The sequence below is a fragment of the Burkholderia pulmonis genome, from assembly GCF_984667975.1.
Genome location: NZ_OZ480186.1, coordinates 1,875,481 through 1,893,200, shown reverse-complemented (window position 1 = coordinate 1,893,200; position 17,720 = coordinate 1,875,481). Strand labels below are relative to the sequence as shown.

Here is a 17,720-nt window from a genome sequence, read left to right as displayed (position 1 = left end):
GTGTGCCGGTGACGCCGGCGGGATCAGCCCGCGCTCGCGTACAGCGTCGAATCCGCGAACCCTTCGGCATCGAGCACGCGCCCGATCAGGATCAACGCGGTGCGCTCGATCTGCGTGCCCTGCACCTTGTCGACGATGTCGGCGAGCGTGCCGGTCACGCGCTCCTCGTCGGGCCAGCTCGCGCGATAGACCACCGCGACCGGGCAATCGGCACCGTAATGCGGCAGCACTTCGTCGACGATGCGCGCGAGATGGCGCACGCCGAGATGGACCGCGAGCGTCGCGCGGTGCGCGGCGAGCGAGCCGAGCGCTTCGCCTTCCGGCATCGTCGTCTTGCCTGCGAAGCGCGTGAGGATCACCGTCTGTGCGACGCCGGGCAGCGTCAGCTCGACGCCGAGCGTCGCCGCGCAGGCAGCCGCGGCCGTCACGCCCGGCACGATTTCATACGGAATCCCGAGTGCCTTCAAGCGGCGGATCTGCTCGCCGATCGCACCGTACAGCGACGGGTCGCCCGAATGCACGCGCGCGACGTCCTGCCCTTTCGCGTGCGCTGCCGCGAGCAGCGCGACGATCGCATCGAGGTCGAGCTCGGCCGTGTTGACGACCTGTTCCGCGCCATGGCCGTCGAGCACGGCGGCCGGCACCAGCGAGCCCGCATACAGGATCACCGGGCACGTGCGCACGAGGCGCTGGCCCTTCACCGTGATCAGCTCCGGGTCGCCGGGGCCCGCGCCGATGAAATACACCGTCATCGAAAATTCTCCGTCAATTCGTTGGATGAGCCGTGGCGCCGGGTCATGCGTGCGCGGCCGGATCGAGTGCGTCGAGCAGGGCCGCGACCGAGTCGAATGCGCGGTCGGCATCGGGCAGCGACGGCCGGCGCAGCATCACGACCGGCAGCCTGCGTTCGCGCGCGACGTCGAGCTTGGCCTCGGTGGCCGCCCCGCCGCTGTTCTTGCTGACGACGACGTCGATGCCCGCCAGCGCGAACAGCGCGCGTTCGCCGTCGGGCGTGAACGGGCCGCGTGCGGCGACGATCTGCGCACGCGCGTTGCCGGGATGCGCGTCGAGGCAGCGCACGAGCCAGAACTGGTGCGACGGGATCGCATCGAGATGCGCGAGCGGTTCGCGGCCGAGCGTGAACAGTGGCCGCCTGAACGGCGCGAGTGCGGCCTCGATGCCGGCCCAGTCGTCGACCATCCGCCAGTCGTCGCCCGGTTGCGGCGCCCAGGGTGCGCGACGCAGCGCCCATAGCGGCACGCCCGCCTCGCGCGTGGCGGCCGCCGCGTTCGCGCTGATCTGCGCGGCATACGGATGCGTCGCGTCGATCACGAGGCCGATGCCGGCGCTGCGCAGATAGGCGGCCAGCCCGGCGGCACCGCCGAACCCGCCGACGCGCACGTCGCAGTGCAGGTCGTCGGGAGTCTTGCCGAGCCCGGCCAGGCTATAGATGTGATGCGGGCCGAGCGCGCGCGCGATCTTCAGCGCGTCGCCGGTGCCGCCGAGCAGCAGGATGCGCGCGCTCATCGTGCCTCCCCGACGATCCGGCCCTGCCGGTCGATCGCGAACATCTCGACGGCGACCGACGGCGGCACGACGTCACGCGCCACCCGCAGCGCATGCGCGCAGACGAGATTGCCGAGCGGCACGCCGTCGGCCTGCGCGAGCTTCAGCGCTTCCTGGCTCGTGTTCGCGGCGCGCATCGCGGCCTGCAGCGCATCGCTCGCACCGGCTTCGGCCGCCCACTGCGCGAGCAGCGGCAGGTCGATGCTCGAATGGCGGCTGTGCAGGTCGAGGTGGCCGGCCGCGAGCTTGCTCAGCTTGCCGAAGCCGCCGCACATCGACAGCCGCGCGACCGGCGCGCGCCGCAGGTGCTTGAGCACCGCGCCCGCGAAATCGCCCATTTCGATCAGCGCCATGTCGGGCAGGTGGTAGTGCGCGCGCATGGCGTCCTCGCTTGCGTTGCCCGTGCAGGCGGCGATATGCACGATGCCGTTGGCGCGCGCGACGTCGATGCCCTGATGAATCGACGCGATATAGGCCGAACACGAGAACGGCCGCACGATGCCGGTCGTGCCGAGGATCGACAGCCCGCCGACGATACCGAGGCGCGGATTCATCGTCTTCAGCGCGAGCGCTTCGCCGCCTTCGACGCCGATCGTCACGTCGAAGCCGCCCGTGTAGCCATGCTCGGCCGCGAGCGCTTCCAGGTGCGTGGTCATCATCCGGCGCGGCACCGGGTTGATCGCCGGTTCGCCGACCGGCAGCGTCAGCCCCGCGCGCGTGACCGTGCCGACGCCCGGCCCCGCATGAAAGCGCACGCCTGGCGCCGCCGCGAGCGCGACGCGCGCAAAGATCAGCGCGCCGTGCGTGACGTCCGGATCGTCGCCGGCATCCTTGAGCGTGCCGGCTTCCGCGCCGTCGGCCGTGATGCGGCAGAACTCGAGCCGCATCATCACGCGCTGCCCCTTCGGCAGCACGATCTCGACTGCATCGTCCGCGTGGCCCTCGAGCAGCAACCGTGCCGCCGCGAGCGACGTCGCGGTCGCGCAGCTGCCGGTCGTATAGCCGAAGCGTAGCGGCGCGGGCTGTTCGGGGGTTTCGTCGCGCATCACGCGTCCGTCGGGTTCGCCGGGTTCGACTCGCCGGCCGTTTCGGCCGGGCCGGCCGCGTCGGGCTTGCGCACCTCGTACAGCGTGACCGGCAGCGGCTGGCGCCACGTGTCGAAGCGCCCGAGCGGCTCCGCATGCGCGAGCGATACGCGCGTGAGTGTGCCGCCATGCCTGTCGCGCCACGCGGCGAGCGCCATTTCGCCTTGCAGCGTGACCGCGTTCGCGACGAGCCGGCCGCCGGGCTTCAGCGACGCCCAGCACGTGTCGAGCACACCGGATGCCGTCGCCCCGCCGCCGATGAAGATCGCGTCCGGTGCGGCGAGCCCTGCGAGCGCATCGGGCGCACGGCCGGCCACCAGTTGCAGGCCCGGTACGCCGAGCGCATCGCGGTTGTGTTCGATGAAGCGCTGCCGTTCCGCATGCGCTTCGATCGCGATCGCCTGGCAGGACGGATGCGCCCGCATCCATTCGATGCCGATCGAGCCGCTGCCGGCGCCGACGTCCCACAGCAGCTCGCCGGGTGCGGGCGCGAGGCGCCCGAGCGTCATCGCGCGCAAGTCGCGCTTCGTGAGCTGCCCGTCGTGGCGGTACGCATCGTCGGGCAGGCCGGGCGTGAGCGCGCGGCGCGGTGCGTCGGGGCCGGCCCGGCAGTCGAGCGCGACGAGATTGAGCGCGGCGGTTTCGTCGACGTGCCAGTCCTGTGCGAGGCCGTCGATGCGCCGCTCGAGCGGGCCGCCCAGATGTTCGAACACGCTGATGCGCGTCGGCCCGAAGCCGCGGGCAGCGAGTTCGGCCGCGACGGCGGCCGGCGTGCGGCCGTCGGCGCTCAGCACGAACAGGCGCCGGCCCGGCAACAGGTGGCGTGCGAGCGTCGCGAGCGGACGCCCGACGAGCGACACCGCGCCGACATCCTGCAGCGCCCAGCCGAGGCGCGCGGCCGCAAGCGACAGCGACGACGGTGCGGGCAGCACGCGCCATTCGTCGGGGGACAACTGGCGCGCGAGCGTCGCGCCGACGCCGAACAGCATCGGGTCGCCGCTGGCGAGCACGCACACGGGCGAGCCGCGGCGCGCGAGCACGCCCGCGAGGTCGAACGGCGACGGCCATGCGTCGCGCGCGGCACGCAGCCGTGCGGGCAGCATGTCGAGATGCCGTTTCGCGCCGACCACGAGCGTCGCGTCGAGCAGCGCGCGCCGCGCGCTGCGTCCGAGCCCCGCGTAACCGTCGTCGCCGATACCCACTACCGTCAGCCACGCCGTCATGCACCCTTCCCCATCGTTCGATTCCCTGCCATGTGTTGCGATGCGCGGGCGTCGTGCCGCCGCGCGCTGATACGTTGAATGCCGTCGACACTGCCTGTCCGGACGCGGACGGCCGCAGCGATGTCAGCCGCGCGGCATGCCGCCGAGAGCGTTCAGCAAGGTCAGATACATGCCGGCAATCGATGCGACCAGCAGCCAGCCGAGCAGCAGCCACACGAGCGGCCGCATGCCGCCCCGCCTGAACAGCCAGGTTCCGCCTGCCACGATCGGCACGCCGAGGCCGGCAAGCCCGACATTCTTGGGCCACTCCGCAGACGACGCAAACGGAATCAGCACGCTGGACAGCAGCATCCATGCGGGGATGGCCAGCAAGGCCAGTGCAATCCCCATGCCGAACAGCTCCGTCCTGCCGAGTTTCATCATCGAGGTTGCCGGCCTGTCGCCGATCGAATGCCGAGCCGCCAATCGTACCATTCGCGCGGCCGTGCGCAGGCCGCCACAGCCATGCTGCGACACGGTTGCAGCGCAAATCGCCGATGCCGGCCCGGGGCCGAAATCGGGTATCCTACGGCCGTTCGTTCGCCGGTGCCCTTCGGGGCCGAAGAGGGAACACAGGGCGCGCCGCGCGCCGCTGTGGCTGCCCCCGCAACTGTAGACAGCGAGCCGAGCTCCCCCTCATGCCACTGGTTTCACCGGGAAGGCCGGGAGCCGGTGCCGACCTGTCAGCCAGGAGACCTGCCGGCCTGAAAGTGCGTGCGTGCCAGTCGGCGTCGGGCGGGGTGTACCGATGCGTTGGCCGCTGCGCGACACTGTCCCGGTATCCCGTTGAGTTCCGCCCCCGATTCGATTCCTGCCTCGCCCGTCGTGCGCCCGTCGGCCTGCCCGGGGCTCGTGCGCGTGGTCGCGGCTGCCGACGGCGGGCTGTGCCGGATCAAGCTGCCGGGCGGCAGGCTCGACGCGCGGCAGGCACGCGCGATCGCCGCGGCCGCGCATGCGTGCGGCTCCGGCGCGATCGACGCGACCAATCGCGCGAATCTCCAGCTGCGCGGCATTCGCGACGGCGCGACCGACGCGCTGACGCAGGCGTTGCTCGACGCGGGGCTCGGCCCGCATGTCGACGCCACCACCGACGTGGCCGCGCTTGCCGCGAGCGACGACGTCCGCAATCTCATGCTCAGCCCGCTCGCCGGGCACGATCCCGCCGCCCTCGTCGACAGCCGCGCGCTGGCCGCGCCGCTGCTCGACATGCTGGCGCGCGAGCCGCGCCGCGGCGAGCTGTCGCCGAAATTCTCGATCCAGCTCGACGGCGGTGAAGCGCTCGCGGCGCTCGATCATCCGCACGACATCTGGCTGGCCGCGCGGCGTCGCGACGACGGCGTCGTACGCATCGCGGCCGGGCTGGCCGGTTGCCCGCCGGTCTCGCACGGCGATCGGCCGGCTTCCGTCGACGTGTCGCCCGAAGCGTGTGTCGCGCTGGTCCGCGCATTGCTGCTCGCGTTCCTCGATCTCGCGCCGGCCGATGTCACGCGGATGCGCGCGTTGCTGGCGACGTGCGACGAGCGCACGTTGCTCGACCGCGCGCAGCACTACCTGCCCTTTCCTCTCACGGCCGATCCCGCGCTCGCCGGCTGGCGACGCGTGCGCACCGACCCGGCACTGCGTTTCGGCGCGCGGGCGTCGCTCGATGCGGCGCGCTGCAGCGTCGGCGCGCAATTCGTGCTCGGGCGGCTCGACGCTATGCAACTGGAACGGCTTGCCGCGCTGGCCGACACCGACGGCGACGGCACGCTGTCGATGACGCCGTGGCAAGGCGTGTTTCTCCACGGCGTGCTGCATGCGCGCGTACCGGCGACGCTCGACGCACTCGCGTCACTCGGCCTCGTCTGCACGTCGTCGGACCCGCTCGCGATGCTCGTCGCGTGCGCCGGCAGCACCGGCTGCGCGAAAGCGCGCGCCGATACGAAGCACGACGCGCTTATGCTCGCCAAGCGCATCGGCCAGCCGGTCGATGTGCACCTGACCGGGTGCGAACGCCATTGCGCGCTGCCACACCCCGCGACGCACACGCTCGTCGCGGTGGCGCCCGCGCATTACGACCTTTACCGGCGCGACGCGGCCGCGGGCCTCGGCGCCCCGCTCGCGCGCCATCTGACGATTGACCAGGCCGCGGCCCGTTTGACGGGTGCACGGCACAGCCAGGACACCACCGATGCTTGACTACATTCGCGACGGGCAGGAAATCTACCGCCAGTCGTTCGCGACGATCCGCGCCGAGGCCGACCTGTCGCAGGTTCCGCCCGACCTCGAGAAACTCGCGGTGCGCGTGATCCATGCGTGCGGGATGATCGACGTCGTGTACGACCTGCGCTTCTCGGCCGGCGCCGGCACGGCGGGCCGCACGGCACTCGCGGCCGGCGCACCGATCCTGTGCGATGCGCGGATGGTCGCCGAAGGCATCACGCGCGCGCGGCTGCCTGCGGCCAACCGCGTGATCTGCACGCTCGGCGAGCCCGAAGTGCCCGATCTCGCACGACACCTCGGCAACACGCGTTCGGCCGCCGCGCTCGAACTGTGGCGTCCGCATCTCGCGGGCAGCGTCGTCGTGATCGGCAATGCGCCGACCGCGCTGTTCCACCTGCTCGACATGATCGACGCCGGCGCGCCGCGTCCCGCCCTGATCCTCGGTTTCCCGGTCGGCTTCATCGGCGCGGCCGAATCGAAGGCGATGCTCGACGCCGACAGCCGCGGCGTGCCGTACGTCGCGCTGCTCGGCCGGCGCGGCGGCAGCGCGATGGCTGCCGCCGCGGTCAACGCGCTGGCGACGGAGGTCGAATGACGACCGCGCGCGGACGGTTGTTCGGGGTCGGCGTCGGTCCCGGCGATCCGGAACTGATGACGATCAAGGCGCTGCGCGTGCTGCAGGCGGCGCCTGTCGTCGCGTATTTCGTCGCGAAGGGCAAGAAAGGCAACGCGTACGGCATCGTCGAAGCGCATCTGCTCGACACGCAGACGCAGTTGCCGCTCGTCTATCCGGTCACGACCGAGGCATTGCCGCCGCCGCTTTGCTACGAGACCGTGATCGCCGATTTCTACGACACGGCCGCCGAGATCGTTGCCGCGCACCTCGATGCCGGCCGCGACGTCGCGGTGATCTGCGAAGGCGACCCGTTCTTCTACGGCTCGTACATGTACCTGCACGACCGCCTTGCGCCGCGCTACGACACCGAGGTCATCCCGGGCGTGTGCGCCATGCTCGGCGGCACGGCCGTTCTCGGCCAGCCGCTCGTCTATCGCAACCAGAGCCTGTCGGTGCTGTCGGGCGTATTGCCCGAGCACGAGCTGCGCGAGCGGCTCGCACGGGCCGACGCGGCCGTCGTGATGAAGCTCGGCCGCAATTTCGACAAGGTGCGGCGCGTGCTCGACGAACTCGGGCTCGCGAAGCGTGCGCTGTACGTCGAGCGCGCGACGATGGCGAACCAGCGCATCGTGCCGCTCGACGAGGTCGATCCGATGGCGTCGCCGTATTTCTCGCTGCTCGTCGTGCCGGGGGAAAAATGGCAAGGATGACGACCCCGCCCGCGATCGTGATTCTCGGTGCGGGCGCGCTGGCCACGGCGCGACGCATTCAGGCGCGCTATCCGGGCGCGAGCGTGCACGGCCTGGCCTCGCGCGTCGATGCCGACGTGCCGTTCGACGAACTCGGCGCGCACCTGCGCGAACTCTATGCGCGCGGCCTGCCGATCGTCGCACTGTGCGCGGCCGGCATCGTGATCCGCTGCCTCGCGCCGACGCTTGCCGACAAGGGCGTCGAGCCGCCGGTGCTCGCGGTCGCGGAAGACGGCTCGGCCGTCGTGCCGCTGCTCGGCGGGCTGACGGGCGTCAACGTGTTCGCGCGCGAAATCGCCGAGTGCGTCGGCGTCGCGCCGGCGATCACGACGAGCGGCGAACTGCGCTTCGGCGCATGCGTGCTCAATCCGCCCGAAGGCTATGCGCTGGCCGATCTCGCGCAGGGCAAGCGCTTCGTGTCCGACCTGCTCGCGGGAGCATCGACACGCGTGGACGGCGCCGCGTCGTGGCTCGACGATGTCGCGCTGCCGCGTGACGACGCGGCCGCGCATGCGATCCGCGTGACGCCCGATGCGTGGAGCGGCACGCGCGACGAACTGGTGATCCATCCGCGCAGCGTGGTGATCGGTGTCGCCGCGGATGCCGTGCATGCAGGCCAAGCACTTGCCGCGCGCATCGAAGCGACGCTCGCCGCGCACGGCCTGGCTCGGCTGGCGCTCGCGGCCATCGTCGCGCCAGCATCGTCGATCGGCGAAGCCGCGCTGGAAGAAGCCGCATATTCGCTCGACGTGCCGCTGCGTTTCGTCGATGTTGGCCACGATGCACCCGCCGATGCACCCGCGCTGCTCGGCCGCGCGTTGCGCGTCACACACACGCTGCATGACGCATCGAACGGCCTTGCGTGCGCGGTGGCGTCGCATCCGGTCGATCCCGCCACGCTCGGCCGCGCACGCGGCCGCCTGACGGTGCTCGGCCTCGGCCCGGGCGCCGCCGCGTGGCTCACGCCGGCTGCGCGTACCGCACTCGCGGACGCGACCGACATCCTCGGCTACACGACCTACGTGACGATGGCCGGCCCGTTCCGCGACGACCAGCGCGTGCACGGCACCGACAATCGCGAGGAAATGCAGCGCGCGCGCCATGCGTTCGAACTCGCGGCCGAGGGCCGGCGCGTCGCGGTCGTGTCGTCGGGCGACCCGGGCGTGTTCGCGATGGCCGCGGCCGTGCTCGAGGCGCTCGACGAAGCGCGCGACCCGCAATGGGCCGCGGTCGACCTGCGCGTGGAGCCCGGCATTTCTGCGTCGCTCGCCACGGCCGCGCAGGCCGGCGCACCGCTCGGCCACGACTTCTGCGCGATCTCGCTGTCGGACAACCTGAAGCCGTGGGACGTGATCGAAACGCGTCTGCGGCACGCGGCACAGGCCGATTTCGTGATGGCGTTCTACAACCCGATCTCGCGCGCGCGGCCGTGGCAGCTCGACCGGGCGCTCGATATCGTCCGTACGCACCGCGCGGCCGATACGGTGGTCGTGCTCGGCCGCGACATCGGCCGGCCGGGCGCGGCGCTCGCGACGACGACGCTCGGTGCGCTGCGCAGCGACCAGGTCGACATGCGCACGATGGTGATCGTCGGCTCGTCGACCACGCGCCGCTTCTCGATCGGCACCGCACGCGAGTGGGTCTATACGCCGCGCTGGTATCGCTGAAGCGGTTACCGCGTGAGCGTGCCGTCGTGCGCGCCCGCATGCGTGACGCCGGCCGCGCTGCCGGTTCGCCAGAACCGGTACACGAGCATGCCGACGATGGACTGCGCCGCGACCACGAATGCGACGCAGCCGGCCCACCCCCAGCGATGCCAGCCGGGCACCGGCAGGATCGAGCCGAGACTGCCGCCGAAGTAATAGCAGGACAGGTAGATGCCGATCGCCGTCGAGCGCACGCTCGACGCGGCCTGCGAAATGAACGTGTTGGCCGACGCCTGTTCGACGAACACGGCGGTCGAGCTGAGCGCGAGGCCGGCCAGGATCACCGGCACGCTGTCCGACAGCGTCAGCAATGCGCCGCCGATCGCGAGCACGGCGGCGGCAAGCCCCGGCGCGCGCGGGCCGCGATGCCGCGCGAGGCGGCCTGCCAGCGGCGTCACGACCACCGCGACCAGAAACACCGCATAGATCGCGCCGATTTCGACCGTGCCGAAGCCGAACGGCGCACGCGCGAGCCGCAAGCCGACGAACGTGAACGTCGCGACCTGCGAGGCGAGCACGCACGCGCCGATCGCGAACGACGCCAGGAGCGGGCCGCGCGTAACGACGCGCCATGGCGATCCCGCACGCGCATCGTCGCGGGAAGCTCGCCGCACGATCGCGCCGGATGCCGGCAGGCTCGCGTAAATCGCGACGCCGGTGACGAGACACAGCGCCGCGACGAGGTCGAGCGCATGCCGCCAGCCCCAGATCGACGTCAGCAGGTTGGTCACGAACCGGCCCGCGAACCCGCCGAGCGTCGTGCCGGCGACGAACAGCGCGCCGATCTCGGCCGACGTACCGGCATCGAAGCGTTCGCCGATAGTCGCGATCGACAGCGCAAAGACAAACGGCATGACGAGCCCGGCCGCGAAGCGTGCGCCGAGAAACGACGCGAAACCCGTCGCATGCGCGGACCACACGACCGGCAGCGCGACGGCCACCGCCGCCAGCGAGATCGCCATGCGCCGCTCGACGCGCGCGGCCAGCACGCCGACGAACGGCGCGATAATGGCGACGGCGGTCGTCGTCGCGCTCACGCCCTGCCCCGCGCGCTCCGCGCTGACGCCGAAGGTGGCCGCGAGTTCGTGCAGGATGCCCTGCGTCGAATAGAGATTGAGAAACGCGGCGAAACCGCAGAGAAAGAACGCGATGCGCGTGGTCCTGTCGTTCATCGGAAATGCCTGATCGTCGATGCCGACAGTCTGACGAGCGCGCCGCGGGCACGCCAATACCGTTTTCATCGTGATTGATACCGGAACGACAACAATGCTCGACCTGCGCCGCCTCCGCTATTTCGTGGTCGTCGCCGACGAACTGCACTTCGGCCGTGCGGCATTGCGCCTGCGTGTCGCGCAGCCGCCGCTCACGCGCCATATCGCCGCGCTGGAAAGCGAGCTCGGCGTCCGGCTGTTCGAGCGGTCGACGCGCGCGGTGCGGCTCACACCGGAGGGCGAACTGTTCGTCGAGCACGCGCGCAACGTCGTTCGCGCGGCGGACGAGGCCGAATCGAGTGCCCGCAAGATCGCACAGGGCATCGCCGGGCGCATCGTGATCGGCTATGCAAGCTCGATCCCGATGTCCGACACGTTTCCGGACGTGATCCGTGCCGCGGGCCGGACGATGCCCGACGTCGAGCTCGCGTTCCGCGAAGCGGCGACCGCGAGCCAGCGCCGGCAGATCGCCGACGGCACGATGGACATCGGTTTCGGCTGGGCCTGGGACGGTGCGCCCGGCGTGCAGGTCGCATCGCTCGTCGTATCGCACGAACCGCTCGTCGCGGCCGTGCCGGCCGGCAATCCGCTCGCGGGGCGTGCAAGCCTCGACGTCGCGGAACTGGCCGACGAAACCTTCGTCACCTTTCCGCCCGGCTACGGTTCGGCATTGACCGCGGCTTTGGACGACCTGTGCGCGCAGGCCGGATTCGCGCCGCGAATCGGCGCGACCGCCGCACAGATCACGACGCTCGTGTCGCTGGTGGCGGCCGAACGCGGCATCGCGATCGTGCCGGGCTTCACGGCGACGCTGCAGCGTTCCGGTGTCGTGTACGTACCGCTTGCCGGCCCGCTTGCGGTGGAGCAAATCATGTCGTGGCACGAGCCGTTTGCGTCGGCATGCGTCGAGCGTTTCGTCGCGCTCGCGCGTTCGATGGCGCTGCCGGCCTCGGCGTGACGCGACACCGGAAACGCACGTAAAACCGGACGAAACCGATCGGGAAAATCGCCCGCCCGATGTGTTGCGCAACCGTGTCGAATCGGCAAGATCGTTACGTATCGGGAATCAAATAACAAAAAGAACACCTAACCATTCACTATTCGGCGCGAATCCTCCAAGATGGGCACGCCGTCGGCCGGGCATACCCGATCGCCCGACCGGCGGTGATACGCGGGCCAGCGTATCCCCTTCCACTTGGAGAACACAATGAACAACAATGTGTTGCCGCGTTTCATTCCGCGTGCGCTTGCCGCGGGTTGCCTGCTCGCCGCCGCGAGCGTGTCCCACGGCGCCGGCGTCTATGCGCCCTATGTCGACGTGACGCTCTATCCGACGCCACTGGTCGACCAGATCGGCGTCCGGCAAGGCATCCAGCAGTTCACGCTCGCGTTCGTGGTCGCGGGCAACGGGTGCGTGCCGTCGTGGGGCGGCGTGCAGCCGATCGGCAACGGTGCGAGCGGTGGCCTGCTCACCGCACTGTCGACGTCGATCGCGAGCTATCGCGCGAAAGGCGGCGAAATCGCGGTGTCGTTCGGCGGCGCGAACGGTACGCCGCTGATGCAGGCATGCTCGACGGTGCCCACGCTGAAGGCGGCATACCAGACCGTGATCGACACGTACGGCCTTACGCATCTCGACTTCGACATCGAGGGCGCGTCGCAGCAGGATACGGCTTCGGTCGCGCGCAACTTCCAGGCGGTCGCACAGCTGCAGTCCGACTATGCGGCGAAGGGCAAGCCGCTGCACGTCACGCTGACGCTGCCGACGATGCCGACCGGGCTCACGCAGGACGGCCTGAACGTCGTCAATGCGGCGATCTCGAACAACGCCGCATTCGATGCGGTAAACGTGATGGCGATGGATTACGGCCCCGCGAACATCGACATGGGCGCCGCCGCGATCAGTGCCGCACAGGCGCTGTACTCGCAGCTCGACACGGCGTTCAAGTCGGCCGGCCAGCCGCAGACCAATGCGCAGCTCTGGCAGAAGGTCGGCGTCACGCCGATGATCGGCGTCAACGACGTGCAGGGTGAAACCTTCACGCTCGCGAATGCACAAAGAGTACTGAATGCGGCGGTCGGCAACGGCTACGGTTTCTTCGGCAACTGGTCGGTCGGCCGCGATCAGGCGTGCCCGTCCGGCGGCGCGTACGCATCGCCGACCTGCTCGGGCGTCGCGCAGCAGCCGTATGCGTTCGCAACGATCTTCAAGCAGCTGGACGGCAAATGGGGCGCGGGCGTCACGCAGGATCCGAACTACGGCGGCGGCTCGGACGGCGGCACGCCGCAGCCGGGCGCGCCCTGGGTAGCCGGCCAGGTCTATACGGCCGGTGCGACGGTCACCTACCAGGGCACGACCTACCAGGCGCAATGGTGGACGCAGGGCGACGTGCCCGGCCAGGCGGCGGTGTGGAAGCCGGTCGGCGGCAGCTCGCCCGTGTGGTCGGCGACCACCGCCTACCCGGGCGGCACCTGCGTGATGTACCAGGGCGCGAAGTACTGCGCGCAATGGTGGACGCAGGGCAACAACCCGAGCGCGGGCGGCGTGTGGGTGAAGTCGTGACGTTGTCGCGCGTCGGCGCGTGACGCGCGGCGGGCCGTTTCTGGCGTGGCACGGTCGAACGCCGGCGATGGCCCGCTGTCTGCTGCCGTCGCAGCGATACTGCCCTACCCGCGCGCGTGCTCGGCCAGCAGCCGCGTTTTCGCATCGACGAGCAGCGCCGCGTGCGTGTCGCGATGCTGGCGGATCCGCTCGGTCGGCCCGACGACCGACAGCCCGTACCAGTCGCCGTCGAGCGTCAGCGCAACCGCGATCGCCGACAACTCGGGTGCGCTCTCGCCGAAGTTCTCGGCCCAGCCGAGTTCGCGAAACCGCGCGGTTTGCGCGACGAGCGCCGGCAGGTCGGCCACCGTCGCGGCGGTGAAGCGTTCGAACGGCAGCTGCGCGCCGAGCGTTTGCTGCGCATCGCCGGCGAGTTCCGCGAAGATTGCCTTGCCGATCGAGTTCGCGTGCAGCGGGCGCAGCTCGCCCGGCTGGCGCGTATAGCGGATCGCCTGCTCCGACTCGACGACGTCGAGATATGTGACCGCCCCCCCCTGGATCTTGCCGAGCACGGCCGTCTCGCGGCTCGCGTCGCGCAGCGCGACGAGGTGCGGATGGACGATGTCGACGACGGGATCGGTCGCATCGATCGCGGCGGCGATCGTCTGCAGGCGCCGCGTCGGGTAGTAGCCGCCGCGCTTGCGCACTTCGTACAGGTAGCCGCGGCTCACGAGCGTGCGCGCCATCGCGAGGCAGCTCGACGGCGGCACATCGAGCAGGCGCGCGAGTTCGGTGAGCGGCAGCGGCCGCCGTTCGGCGGCGAACAGCTCGAACAGGTCGAGCGTGCGGGCAACGAGTTTGACGTCCATGTCGAGCGCTTGAATCGGAACGGGAAACCGCGCGCCGTGCGAGCCGCCGCGCGTCAATACGACTTCGGCAGCCCGAGCACCTTCTCCGCGATGTAGCACAGGATCAGTTGCGGACTCACGGGCGCGAGCCTCGGAATCATACACTCGCGCAGGTAGCGCTCGACATGGTATTCCTTCGCATACCCCATCCCGCCGAGCGTCGCGACCGCCGTCTGGCACGCCTGGAACGCGGCTTCCGCGCCGAGGTATTTCGCGGCGTTCGCTTCCGCGCCGCACGACTGCCCCGCGTCGTAACGCGTCGCGGCCTTCATTACCATCAACCACGCGGCCTCGAGCTGCATCCATGCCTGTGCGAGCGGATGCTGGATCGACTGGTTCTGCCCGATCGGCCGGCCGAACACGACGCGCTCGCACGCGTATTGCGTCGCGCGGCGCAGTGCGGCCTGCCCGAGCCCGATCGCTTCCGCGGCGATCAGGATCCGTTCGGGGTTCAACCCGTGCAGCAGATAGCGAAAGCCGTCGCCTTCGTTGCCGATCAGGTCGTCGCGCGACACGCGCAGGTTGTCGATGAACAGCATGTTCGAATCGACCGCCTTGCGGCCCATCTTCTCGATTTCGCGCACCTCGACGTGCGAACGGTCGAGGTCGGTATAGAACAGGCTCAGCCCGTCGGTCGGCTTCGCGACCTGGTCGAGCGCCGTCGTGCGCGCGATGATCAGCATCTTGTTCGCGACCTGCGCGGTCGAGATCCAGATCTTGCGCCCGCTCAGCACGTAGTGATCACCGTCGCGGCGCGCCTGCGTGGTCAGGTGCGTGGTGTCGAGGCCCGCGTCGGGTTCCGTCACCGCGAAGCACGCCTTGTCGCGCCCGGCGATCAACGGCGGCAGGAAGCGCGCCTTCTGCGCGTCGTTGCCGAACACCTGCACCGGGTTCAGTCCGAAGATGTTCATGTGGACGGCCGACGCGCCCGACAGGCCGGCGCCCGACGCGCTGATCGTGCGCATCATCAGCGCGGCCTCGGTCATCCCGAGCCCGGCGCCGCCGTGGGCCGGGTCCATCGCGATGCCGAGCCAGCCGGCTTCGGCGAGCGCCGCGTGGAAATCGGCCGGAAAGCCGCCCGCGCGGTCGCGCTCCAGCCAGTAGTCGTCGCCGAAGCGCTCGCAGATTTTCTCGATCGCGCTTTCGATCGCGCGCTGGTCGTCGGTCAGGTCGAACTGCATGGACTGCTCTCCCGGAAAACGTGAACGGCTGGGCCGTTCATAGCGGAAACACGCCCGTCGCGACCGCGGCGAAAACCATTAGCACGGTGGCGGCGAACAGGAACGGAATCGTGAATTTCTGGTGCTCGGCCAGCTCGACGCCGGTCAGGCCGACGATCAGGAACGTCGCGGGCGTGAGCGGACTCACCGGAAAGCCGGTCGTCATCTGGCCGAGCAGCGCGGCCTGCGCCATCTGGATCGGCGGCACGCCGAGCAGCTTGCCGCTCTCCGCGAGCACCGGCAGCACGCCGAAGTAGAACGAATCGGGATCGAACAGCAGGCTGAGCGGCATCGACAGCAGCCCGAGCACGAACGGCATGTGGCGCGCATGCTCGACCGGCACGTGCGCGACGACGACTTCCGCCATCGCCTTCAGCATCCCGGTGCCGGACATGATGCCGGTGAACGCGCCGGCCGCGAGCAGCACGCTCGCCATCATCAGCGCGGCCTTCGCATGCGCGTCGATCCGCTCGCGCTGCGCCTGCACGTCCGGGTAGTTGATCACGAGCGCGGCGACCGTGCCGAGCATGAACATCACCATCGGGTCGACGATGCCCGACACCAGCGTGACGAGCACGACGAGCGTCAGCGCGACGTTGATTCCGAAACGGCCCGGCCGGCGCAACGCGCGTTCGGCGTCGGTCAGCTCGCGCGGCGCGACCGCCAGCGACGCCGCGCCGGCGCGGTCGAGCCCGAGGCGCTTCGCCTCGCGCACGCCGAGCACGTAGGCGGTGCCGAACACGAACACGAGCCCGACGATCTGCACCGGAATCATCGGCGTGAAGATCGCCGAGCCGGGAATGTGCAGCGCCGCCGACGCGCGCAGCATCGGCCCGACCCACGGCAGGAAATTGACGCCGGCCGCCATCGACGCGACGCACGCGAGGATGCGCCGATCCATCCCGAGCCGCGTATAGAGCGGCATCATCGCGGGCAGCGTGACGAGAAACGTGACGGCGCCCGAGCCGTCGAGATGGATCAGCAGCGCGAGCAGCGCCGAGCCCATCACGATGCGCGGCGGATGGCAGCCGATCACGCGCAGCACGCCCGCGATGATCGGGTCGAGCATCCCCGCATCGGTGAGGATTCCGAAAAATAGAATTGCAAAAACGAACATGCCGGCAATCGGGCCGATGTTCTGTACGCCGTGCACGATGAACTTGCCGGTCTGCAACCCGAAGCCGGCCGCGAGCGACGCGGCCACCGGCACGACGATCAGCGCGACGAGCGGCGACAGCCGCTTCGTGATGATCAGGCCGAACAGCGCGACGATGGCGATCGCGCCGATCCATGCGAGCATGATGCGTCTCCTCTGCAGCCGGTGCGCATCCGGGTGCGCGGGCCGGCGTGATGTCCGAATGATGGTGTTCGCGTTTTGCGCGGCCGTGGCCGCTGTGCAGCACGCTGCCGGCGGCCGCGATGCCGGTCAGTTCCGGCGGTCTTCGCCGTTGTCGCCGCCGTCGGCAAACACTTGCGCCGCATGTTCGTTCAGCGCAGGTGGCGGCCGCCGGTACGTGGCCGGCGTGCGGCCGAGCTTGATCGGCGACGCGATGCCGCGATGCCGGCCCAGCTCGACCTTCATCGCCCGATGCGCGACATGCGGATGGTCGAGCGCCGCGTCGAGCCCGAGCACCGGCGCGCACGGCACGCCGCGGCGCATCAGCTGCTCGGCGAGCGCCGCACCGTCATGCGCGGCCAGCGCCGATTCGAGCAGCGCCCGCAGCGCGGCACGGTTCGCGCTGCGGGCGCGGTTGTCGGTAAAACGCGGATCGTCGAGCCAGTCGCGCGTGCCGAGCACGTCGCACAGCGCTGTGAACTGCCCGTTGTTGCCGACTGCCAGGAAGATGTCGACGCCTGCGGTCGGGAAACTGTCGTACGGCGTGATGTTCGGGTGCGCGTTGCCGGTGCGCACGGGCGCGTTGCCAGAATGGAAGAAGTTCGGCGTATGCGGATGCAGGATCGACAGCGCGCAGTCGAACAGCGTCGATTCGACGAACTGGCCGCGGCCGCTCGCATCGCGCTCGCGCAGCGCCATCAGCACGCCGAGCGCCGCGTTCAGCCCCGTGACGAGATCGACGATCGGTACGCCGACGCGCAGCGGTGCGCCGCCGGCTTCGCCATTCACGCTCATCAGCCCCGCGAGCGCCTGCACGGCCGCGTCGTAGCCTGGCAGCCCGCCGAGCGGGCCGTCCGCGCCGAAGCCCGACACACGGCAATAGACGAGGCGCGGAAAGCGCGCATGCAATGCGTCGAAGCCAAGCCCCCAGCGCTCCATCGTGCCGATCTTGAAGTTCTCGACGACGGCGTCCGCGTGTTCGAGCAGGCCGAGCAGCCGCTCGCGGTCGGCCGGCTGCGTCAGGTCGAGCGCGATGCCGAGCTTGTTGCGGTTCACGCCGAGGAAGTAGGACGCAGTGTCGCCGTCGAACGGCGGCCCCCAGGTACGCGTCTCGTCGCCGGAAGGCGGTTCGACCTTGATCACTTCCGCGCCGTGGTCGGCGAGGATCTGCGTCGCGTAAGGGCCGCCCAGCACCCGCGACAGATCGATGATGCGCAATCCCGCCAGTGCGCCCTGCTGCTCGTGTTCCGCCATGCGTCCCGCTCCTGGTTCCGGTTGATCGGACTGCCGGCTCCGGCAGCCCGGCACCTGTGGCGC

16 protein-coding genes and 1 riboswitch are annotated in these 17,720 nt (G+C 70.3%); of the genes, 6 read left to right on the top strand and 10 right to left on the bottom strand.

Annotated features, from left to right (window positions below; all coding sequences use genetic code 11):
- Positions 1 to 23: 23 nt before the first annotated feature.
- From cobM to AC5LXK_RS08745, 5 genes are all read right to left on the bottom strand, one after another.
- The gene (cobM, locus tag AC5LXK_RS08765) at positions 24 to 752 is read right to left on the bottom strand and encodes a precorrin-4 C(11)-methyltransferase (protein ID WP_493388499.1); all 729 of its coding nucleotides are present in this window, start codon (positions 750 to 752) and stop codon (positions 24 to 26) included.
- Between the two features lie 43 nt (positions 753 to 795).
- Positions 796 to 1,527, bottom strand: a complete 732-nt coding sequence (locus tag AC5LXK_RS08760; RefSeq protein ID WP_493388498.1) for a cobalt-precorrin-6A reductase — start codon at positions 1,525 to 1,527, stop codon at positions 796 to 798.
- Complete coding sequence (locus AC5LXK_RS08755; protein ID WP_493388497.1) at positions 1,524 to 2,612, bottom strand: cobalt-precorrin-5B (C(1))-methyltransferase; 1,089 nt, start codon at positions 2,610 to 2,612, stop codon at positions 1,524 to 1,526. Before AC5LXK_RS08755 ends, AC5LXK_RS08760 begins: the two co-directional genes overlap by 4 nt.
- Positions 2,612 to 3,874, bottom strand: a complete 1,263-nt coding sequence (gene cbiE, locus AC5LXK_RS08750; protein WP_493388496.1) for a precorrin-6y C5,15-methyltransferase (decarboxylating) subunit CbiE — start codon at positions 3,872 to 3,874, stop codon at positions 2,612 to 2,614. The genes AC5LXK_RS08755 and cbiE overlap by 1 nt, the downstream gene beginning before the upstream one ends.
- 123 nt (positions 3,875 to 3,997) lie before the next feature.
- Positions 3,998 to 4,297 carry a hypothetical protein gene (locus AC5LXK_RS08745; protein ID WP_493388495.1) on the bottom strand — a complete coding sequence of 100 codons (300 nt, stop codon included), beginning with the start codon at positions 4,295 to 4,297 and terminating at the stop codon, positions 3,998 to 4,000.
- Positions 4,298 to 4,440: 143 nt separating this feature from the next.
- Positions 4,441 to 4,631: riboswitch (cobalamin riboswitch) on the top strand.
- Positions 4,632 to 4,738: 107 nt separating this feature from the next.
- Between AC5LXK_RS08745 and cobG the strand changes: the two genes are divergently transcribed.
- Genes cobG through cobJ form a run of 4 tightly spaced genes read left to right on the top strand, consistent with a single transcriptional unit; the run spans position 4,739 to position 9,147 of the window.
- Complete coding sequence (cobG, locus tag AC5LXK_RS08740) at positions 4,739 to 6,091, top strand: precorrin-3B synthase (protein WP_493391205.1); 1,353 nt, start codon at positions 4,739 to 4,741, stop codon at positions 6,089 to 6,091.
- Entirely contained in the window at positions 6,084 to 6,710 is a 627-nt protein-coding gene (locus AC5LXK_RS08735; protein WP_493388494.1) for a precorrin-8X methylmutase, read from the top strand. The genes cobG and AC5LXK_RS08735 overlap by 8 nt, the downstream gene beginning before the upstream one ends.
- Complete coding sequence (locus tag AC5LXK_RS08730; RefSeq protein WP_493388493.1) at positions 6,707 to 7,441, top strand: precorrin-2 C(20)-methyltransferase; 735 nt, start codon at positions 6,707 to 6,709, stop codon at positions 7,439 to 7,441. The genes AC5LXK_RS08735 and AC5LXK_RS08730 overlap by 4 nt, the downstream gene beginning before the upstream one ends.
- Complete coding sequence (cobJ, locus tag AC5LXK_RS08725; protein ID WP_493388492.1) at positions 7,438 to 9,147, top strand: precorrin-3B C(17)-methyltransferase; 1,710 nt, start codon at positions 7,438 to 7,440, stop codon at positions 9,145 to 9,147. Before AC5LXK_RS08730 ends, cobJ begins: the two co-directional genes overlap by 4 nt.
- A gap of 5 nt (positions 9,148 to 9,152) precedes the next feature.
- On the opposite strand, the gene AC5LXK_RS08720 is transcribed toward cobJ, so the two are convergent.
- Positions 9,153 to 10,358, bottom strand: a complete 1,206-nt coding sequence (locus tag AC5LXK_RS08720; RefSeq protein WP_493388491.1) for an MFS transporter — start codon at positions 10,356 to 10,358, stop codon at positions 9,153 to 9,155.
- A 94-nt stretch (positions 10,359 to 10,452) separates the two neighbouring features.
- Here AC5LXK_RS08720 and AC5LXK_RS08715 point away from each other — a divergent pair, with 94 nt between their 5' ends.
- Together AC5LXK_RS08715 and AC5LXK_RS08710 are read left to right on the top strand one after the other, a co-directional pair.
- The gene (locus tag AC5LXK_RS08715) at positions 10,453 to 11,355 is read left to right on the top strand and encodes a LysR substrate-binding domain-containing protein (protein ID WP_493388490.1); all 903 of its coding nucleotides are present in this window, start codon (positions 10,453 to 10,455) and stop codon (positions 11,353 to 11,355) included.
- A gap of 249 nt (positions 11,356 to 11,604) precedes the next feature.
- Positions 11,605 to 12,960 carry a chitinase gene (locus AC5LXK_RS08710; protein ID WP_493388488.1) on the top strand — a complete coding sequence of 452 codons (1,356 nt, stop codon included), beginning with the start codon at positions 11,605 to 11,607 and terminating at the stop codon, positions 12,958 to 12,960.
- Positions 12,961 to 13,064: 104 nt separating this feature from the next.
- Here the strand turns inward: AC5LXK_RS08710 and AC5LXK_RS08705 are convergent, their stop codons facing one another.
- The 4 genes from AC5LXK_RS08705 to AC5LXK_RS08690 form a co-directional block, all read right to left on the bottom strand.
- Positions 13,065 to 13,808: an IclR family transcriptional regulator gene (locus tag AC5LXK_RS08705; protein ID WP_493388487.1), complete on the bottom strand. Its 744-nt coding sequence runs from the start codon at positions 13,806 to 13,808 to the stop codon at positions 13,065 to 13,067.
- A 53-nt stretch (positions 13,809 to 13,861) separates the two neighbouring features.
- Positions 13,862 to 15,028: an acyl-CoA dehydrogenase family protein gene (locus tag AC5LXK_RS08700; protein WP_493388485.1), complete on the bottom strand. Its 1,167-nt coding sequence runs from the start codon at positions 15,026 to 15,028 to the stop codon at positions 13,862 to 13,864.
- A 37-nt stretch (positions 15,029 to 15,065) separates the two neighbouring features.
- Positions 15,066 to 16,367, bottom strand: coding sequence for a CitMHS family transporter (locus tag AC5LXK_RS08695; RefSeq protein WP_493388484.1), 1,302 nt, complete (start codon positions 16,365 to 16,367; stop codon positions 15,066 to 15,068).
- Positions 16,368 to 16,493: 126 nt separating this feature from the next.
- The gene (locus tag AC5LXK_RS08690; protein ID WP_493388482.1) at positions 16,494 to 17,657 is read right to left on the bottom strand and encodes a CaiB/BaiF CoA transferase family protein; all 1,164 of its coding nucleotides are present in this window, start codon (positions 17,655 to 17,657) and stop codon (positions 16,494 to 16,496) included.
- Positions 17,658 to 17,720 lie beyond the last annotated feature (63 nt).

Bases quoted from the DNA above. Each gene is read 5' to 3' on its own strand.
- cobM (WP_493388499.1), bottom strand. From the start codon at position 752: ATGACGGTGTATTTCATCGGCGCGGGCCCCGGCGACCCGGAGCTGATC.
- AC5LXK_RS08760 (WP_493388498.1), bottom strand. From the start codon at position 1,527: ATGAGCGCGCGCATCCTGCTGCTCGGCGGCACCGGCGACGCGCTGAAG.
- AC5LXK_RS08755 (WP_493388497.1), bottom strand. From the start codon at position 2,612: ATGCGCGACGAAACCCCCGAACAGCCCGCGCCGCTACGCTTCGGCTAT.
- cbiE (WP_493388496.1), bottom strand. From the start codon at position 3,874: ATGACGGCGTGGCTGACGGTAGTGGGTATCGGCGACGACGGTTACGCG.
- AC5LXK_RS08745 (WP_493388495.1), bottom strand. From the start codon at position 4,297: ATGATGAAACTCGGCAGGACGGAGCTGTTCGGCATGGGGATTGCACTG.
- AC5LXK_RS08735 (WP_493388494.1), top strand. From the start codon at position 6,084: ATGCTTGACTACATTCGCGACGGGCAGGAAATCTACCGCCAGTCGTTC.
- AC5LXK_RS08730 (WP_493388493.1), top strand. From the start codon at position 6,707: ATGACGACCGCGCGCGGACGGTTGTTCGGGGTCGGCGTCGGTCCCGGC.
- cobJ (WP_493388492.1), top strand. From the start codon at position 7,438: ATGACGACCCCGCCCGCGATCGTGATTCTCGGTGCGGGCGCGCTGGCC.
- AC5LXK_RS08720 (WP_493388491.1), bottom strand. From the start codon at position 10,358: ATGAACGACAGGACCACGCGCATCGCGTTCTTTCTCTGCGGTTTCGCC.
- AC5LXK_RS08715 (WP_493388490.1), top strand. From the start codon at position 10,453: ATGCTCGACCTGCGCCGCCTCCGCTATTTCGTGGTCGTCGCCGACGAA.
- AC5LXK_RS08710 (WP_493388488.1), top strand. From the start codon at position 11,605: ATGAACAACAATGTGTTGCCGCGTTTCATTCCGCGTGCGCTTGCCGCG.
- AC5LXK_RS08705 (WP_493388487.1), bottom strand. From the start codon at position 13,808: ATGGACGTCAAACTCGTTGCCCGCACGCTCGACCTGTTCGAGCTGTTC.
- AC5LXK_RS08700 (WP_493388485.1), bottom strand. From the start codon at position 15,028: ATGCAGTTCGACCTGACCGACGACCAGCGCGCGATCGAAAGCGCGATC.
- AC5LXK_RS08695 (WP_493388484.1), bottom strand. From the start codon at position 16,367: ATGCTCGCATGGATCGGCGCGATCGCCATCGTCGCGCTGTTCGGCCTG.
- AC5LXK_RS08690 (WP_493388482.1), bottom strand. From the start codon at position 17,657: ATGGCGGAACACGAGCAGCAGGGCGCACTGGCGGGATTGCGCATCATC.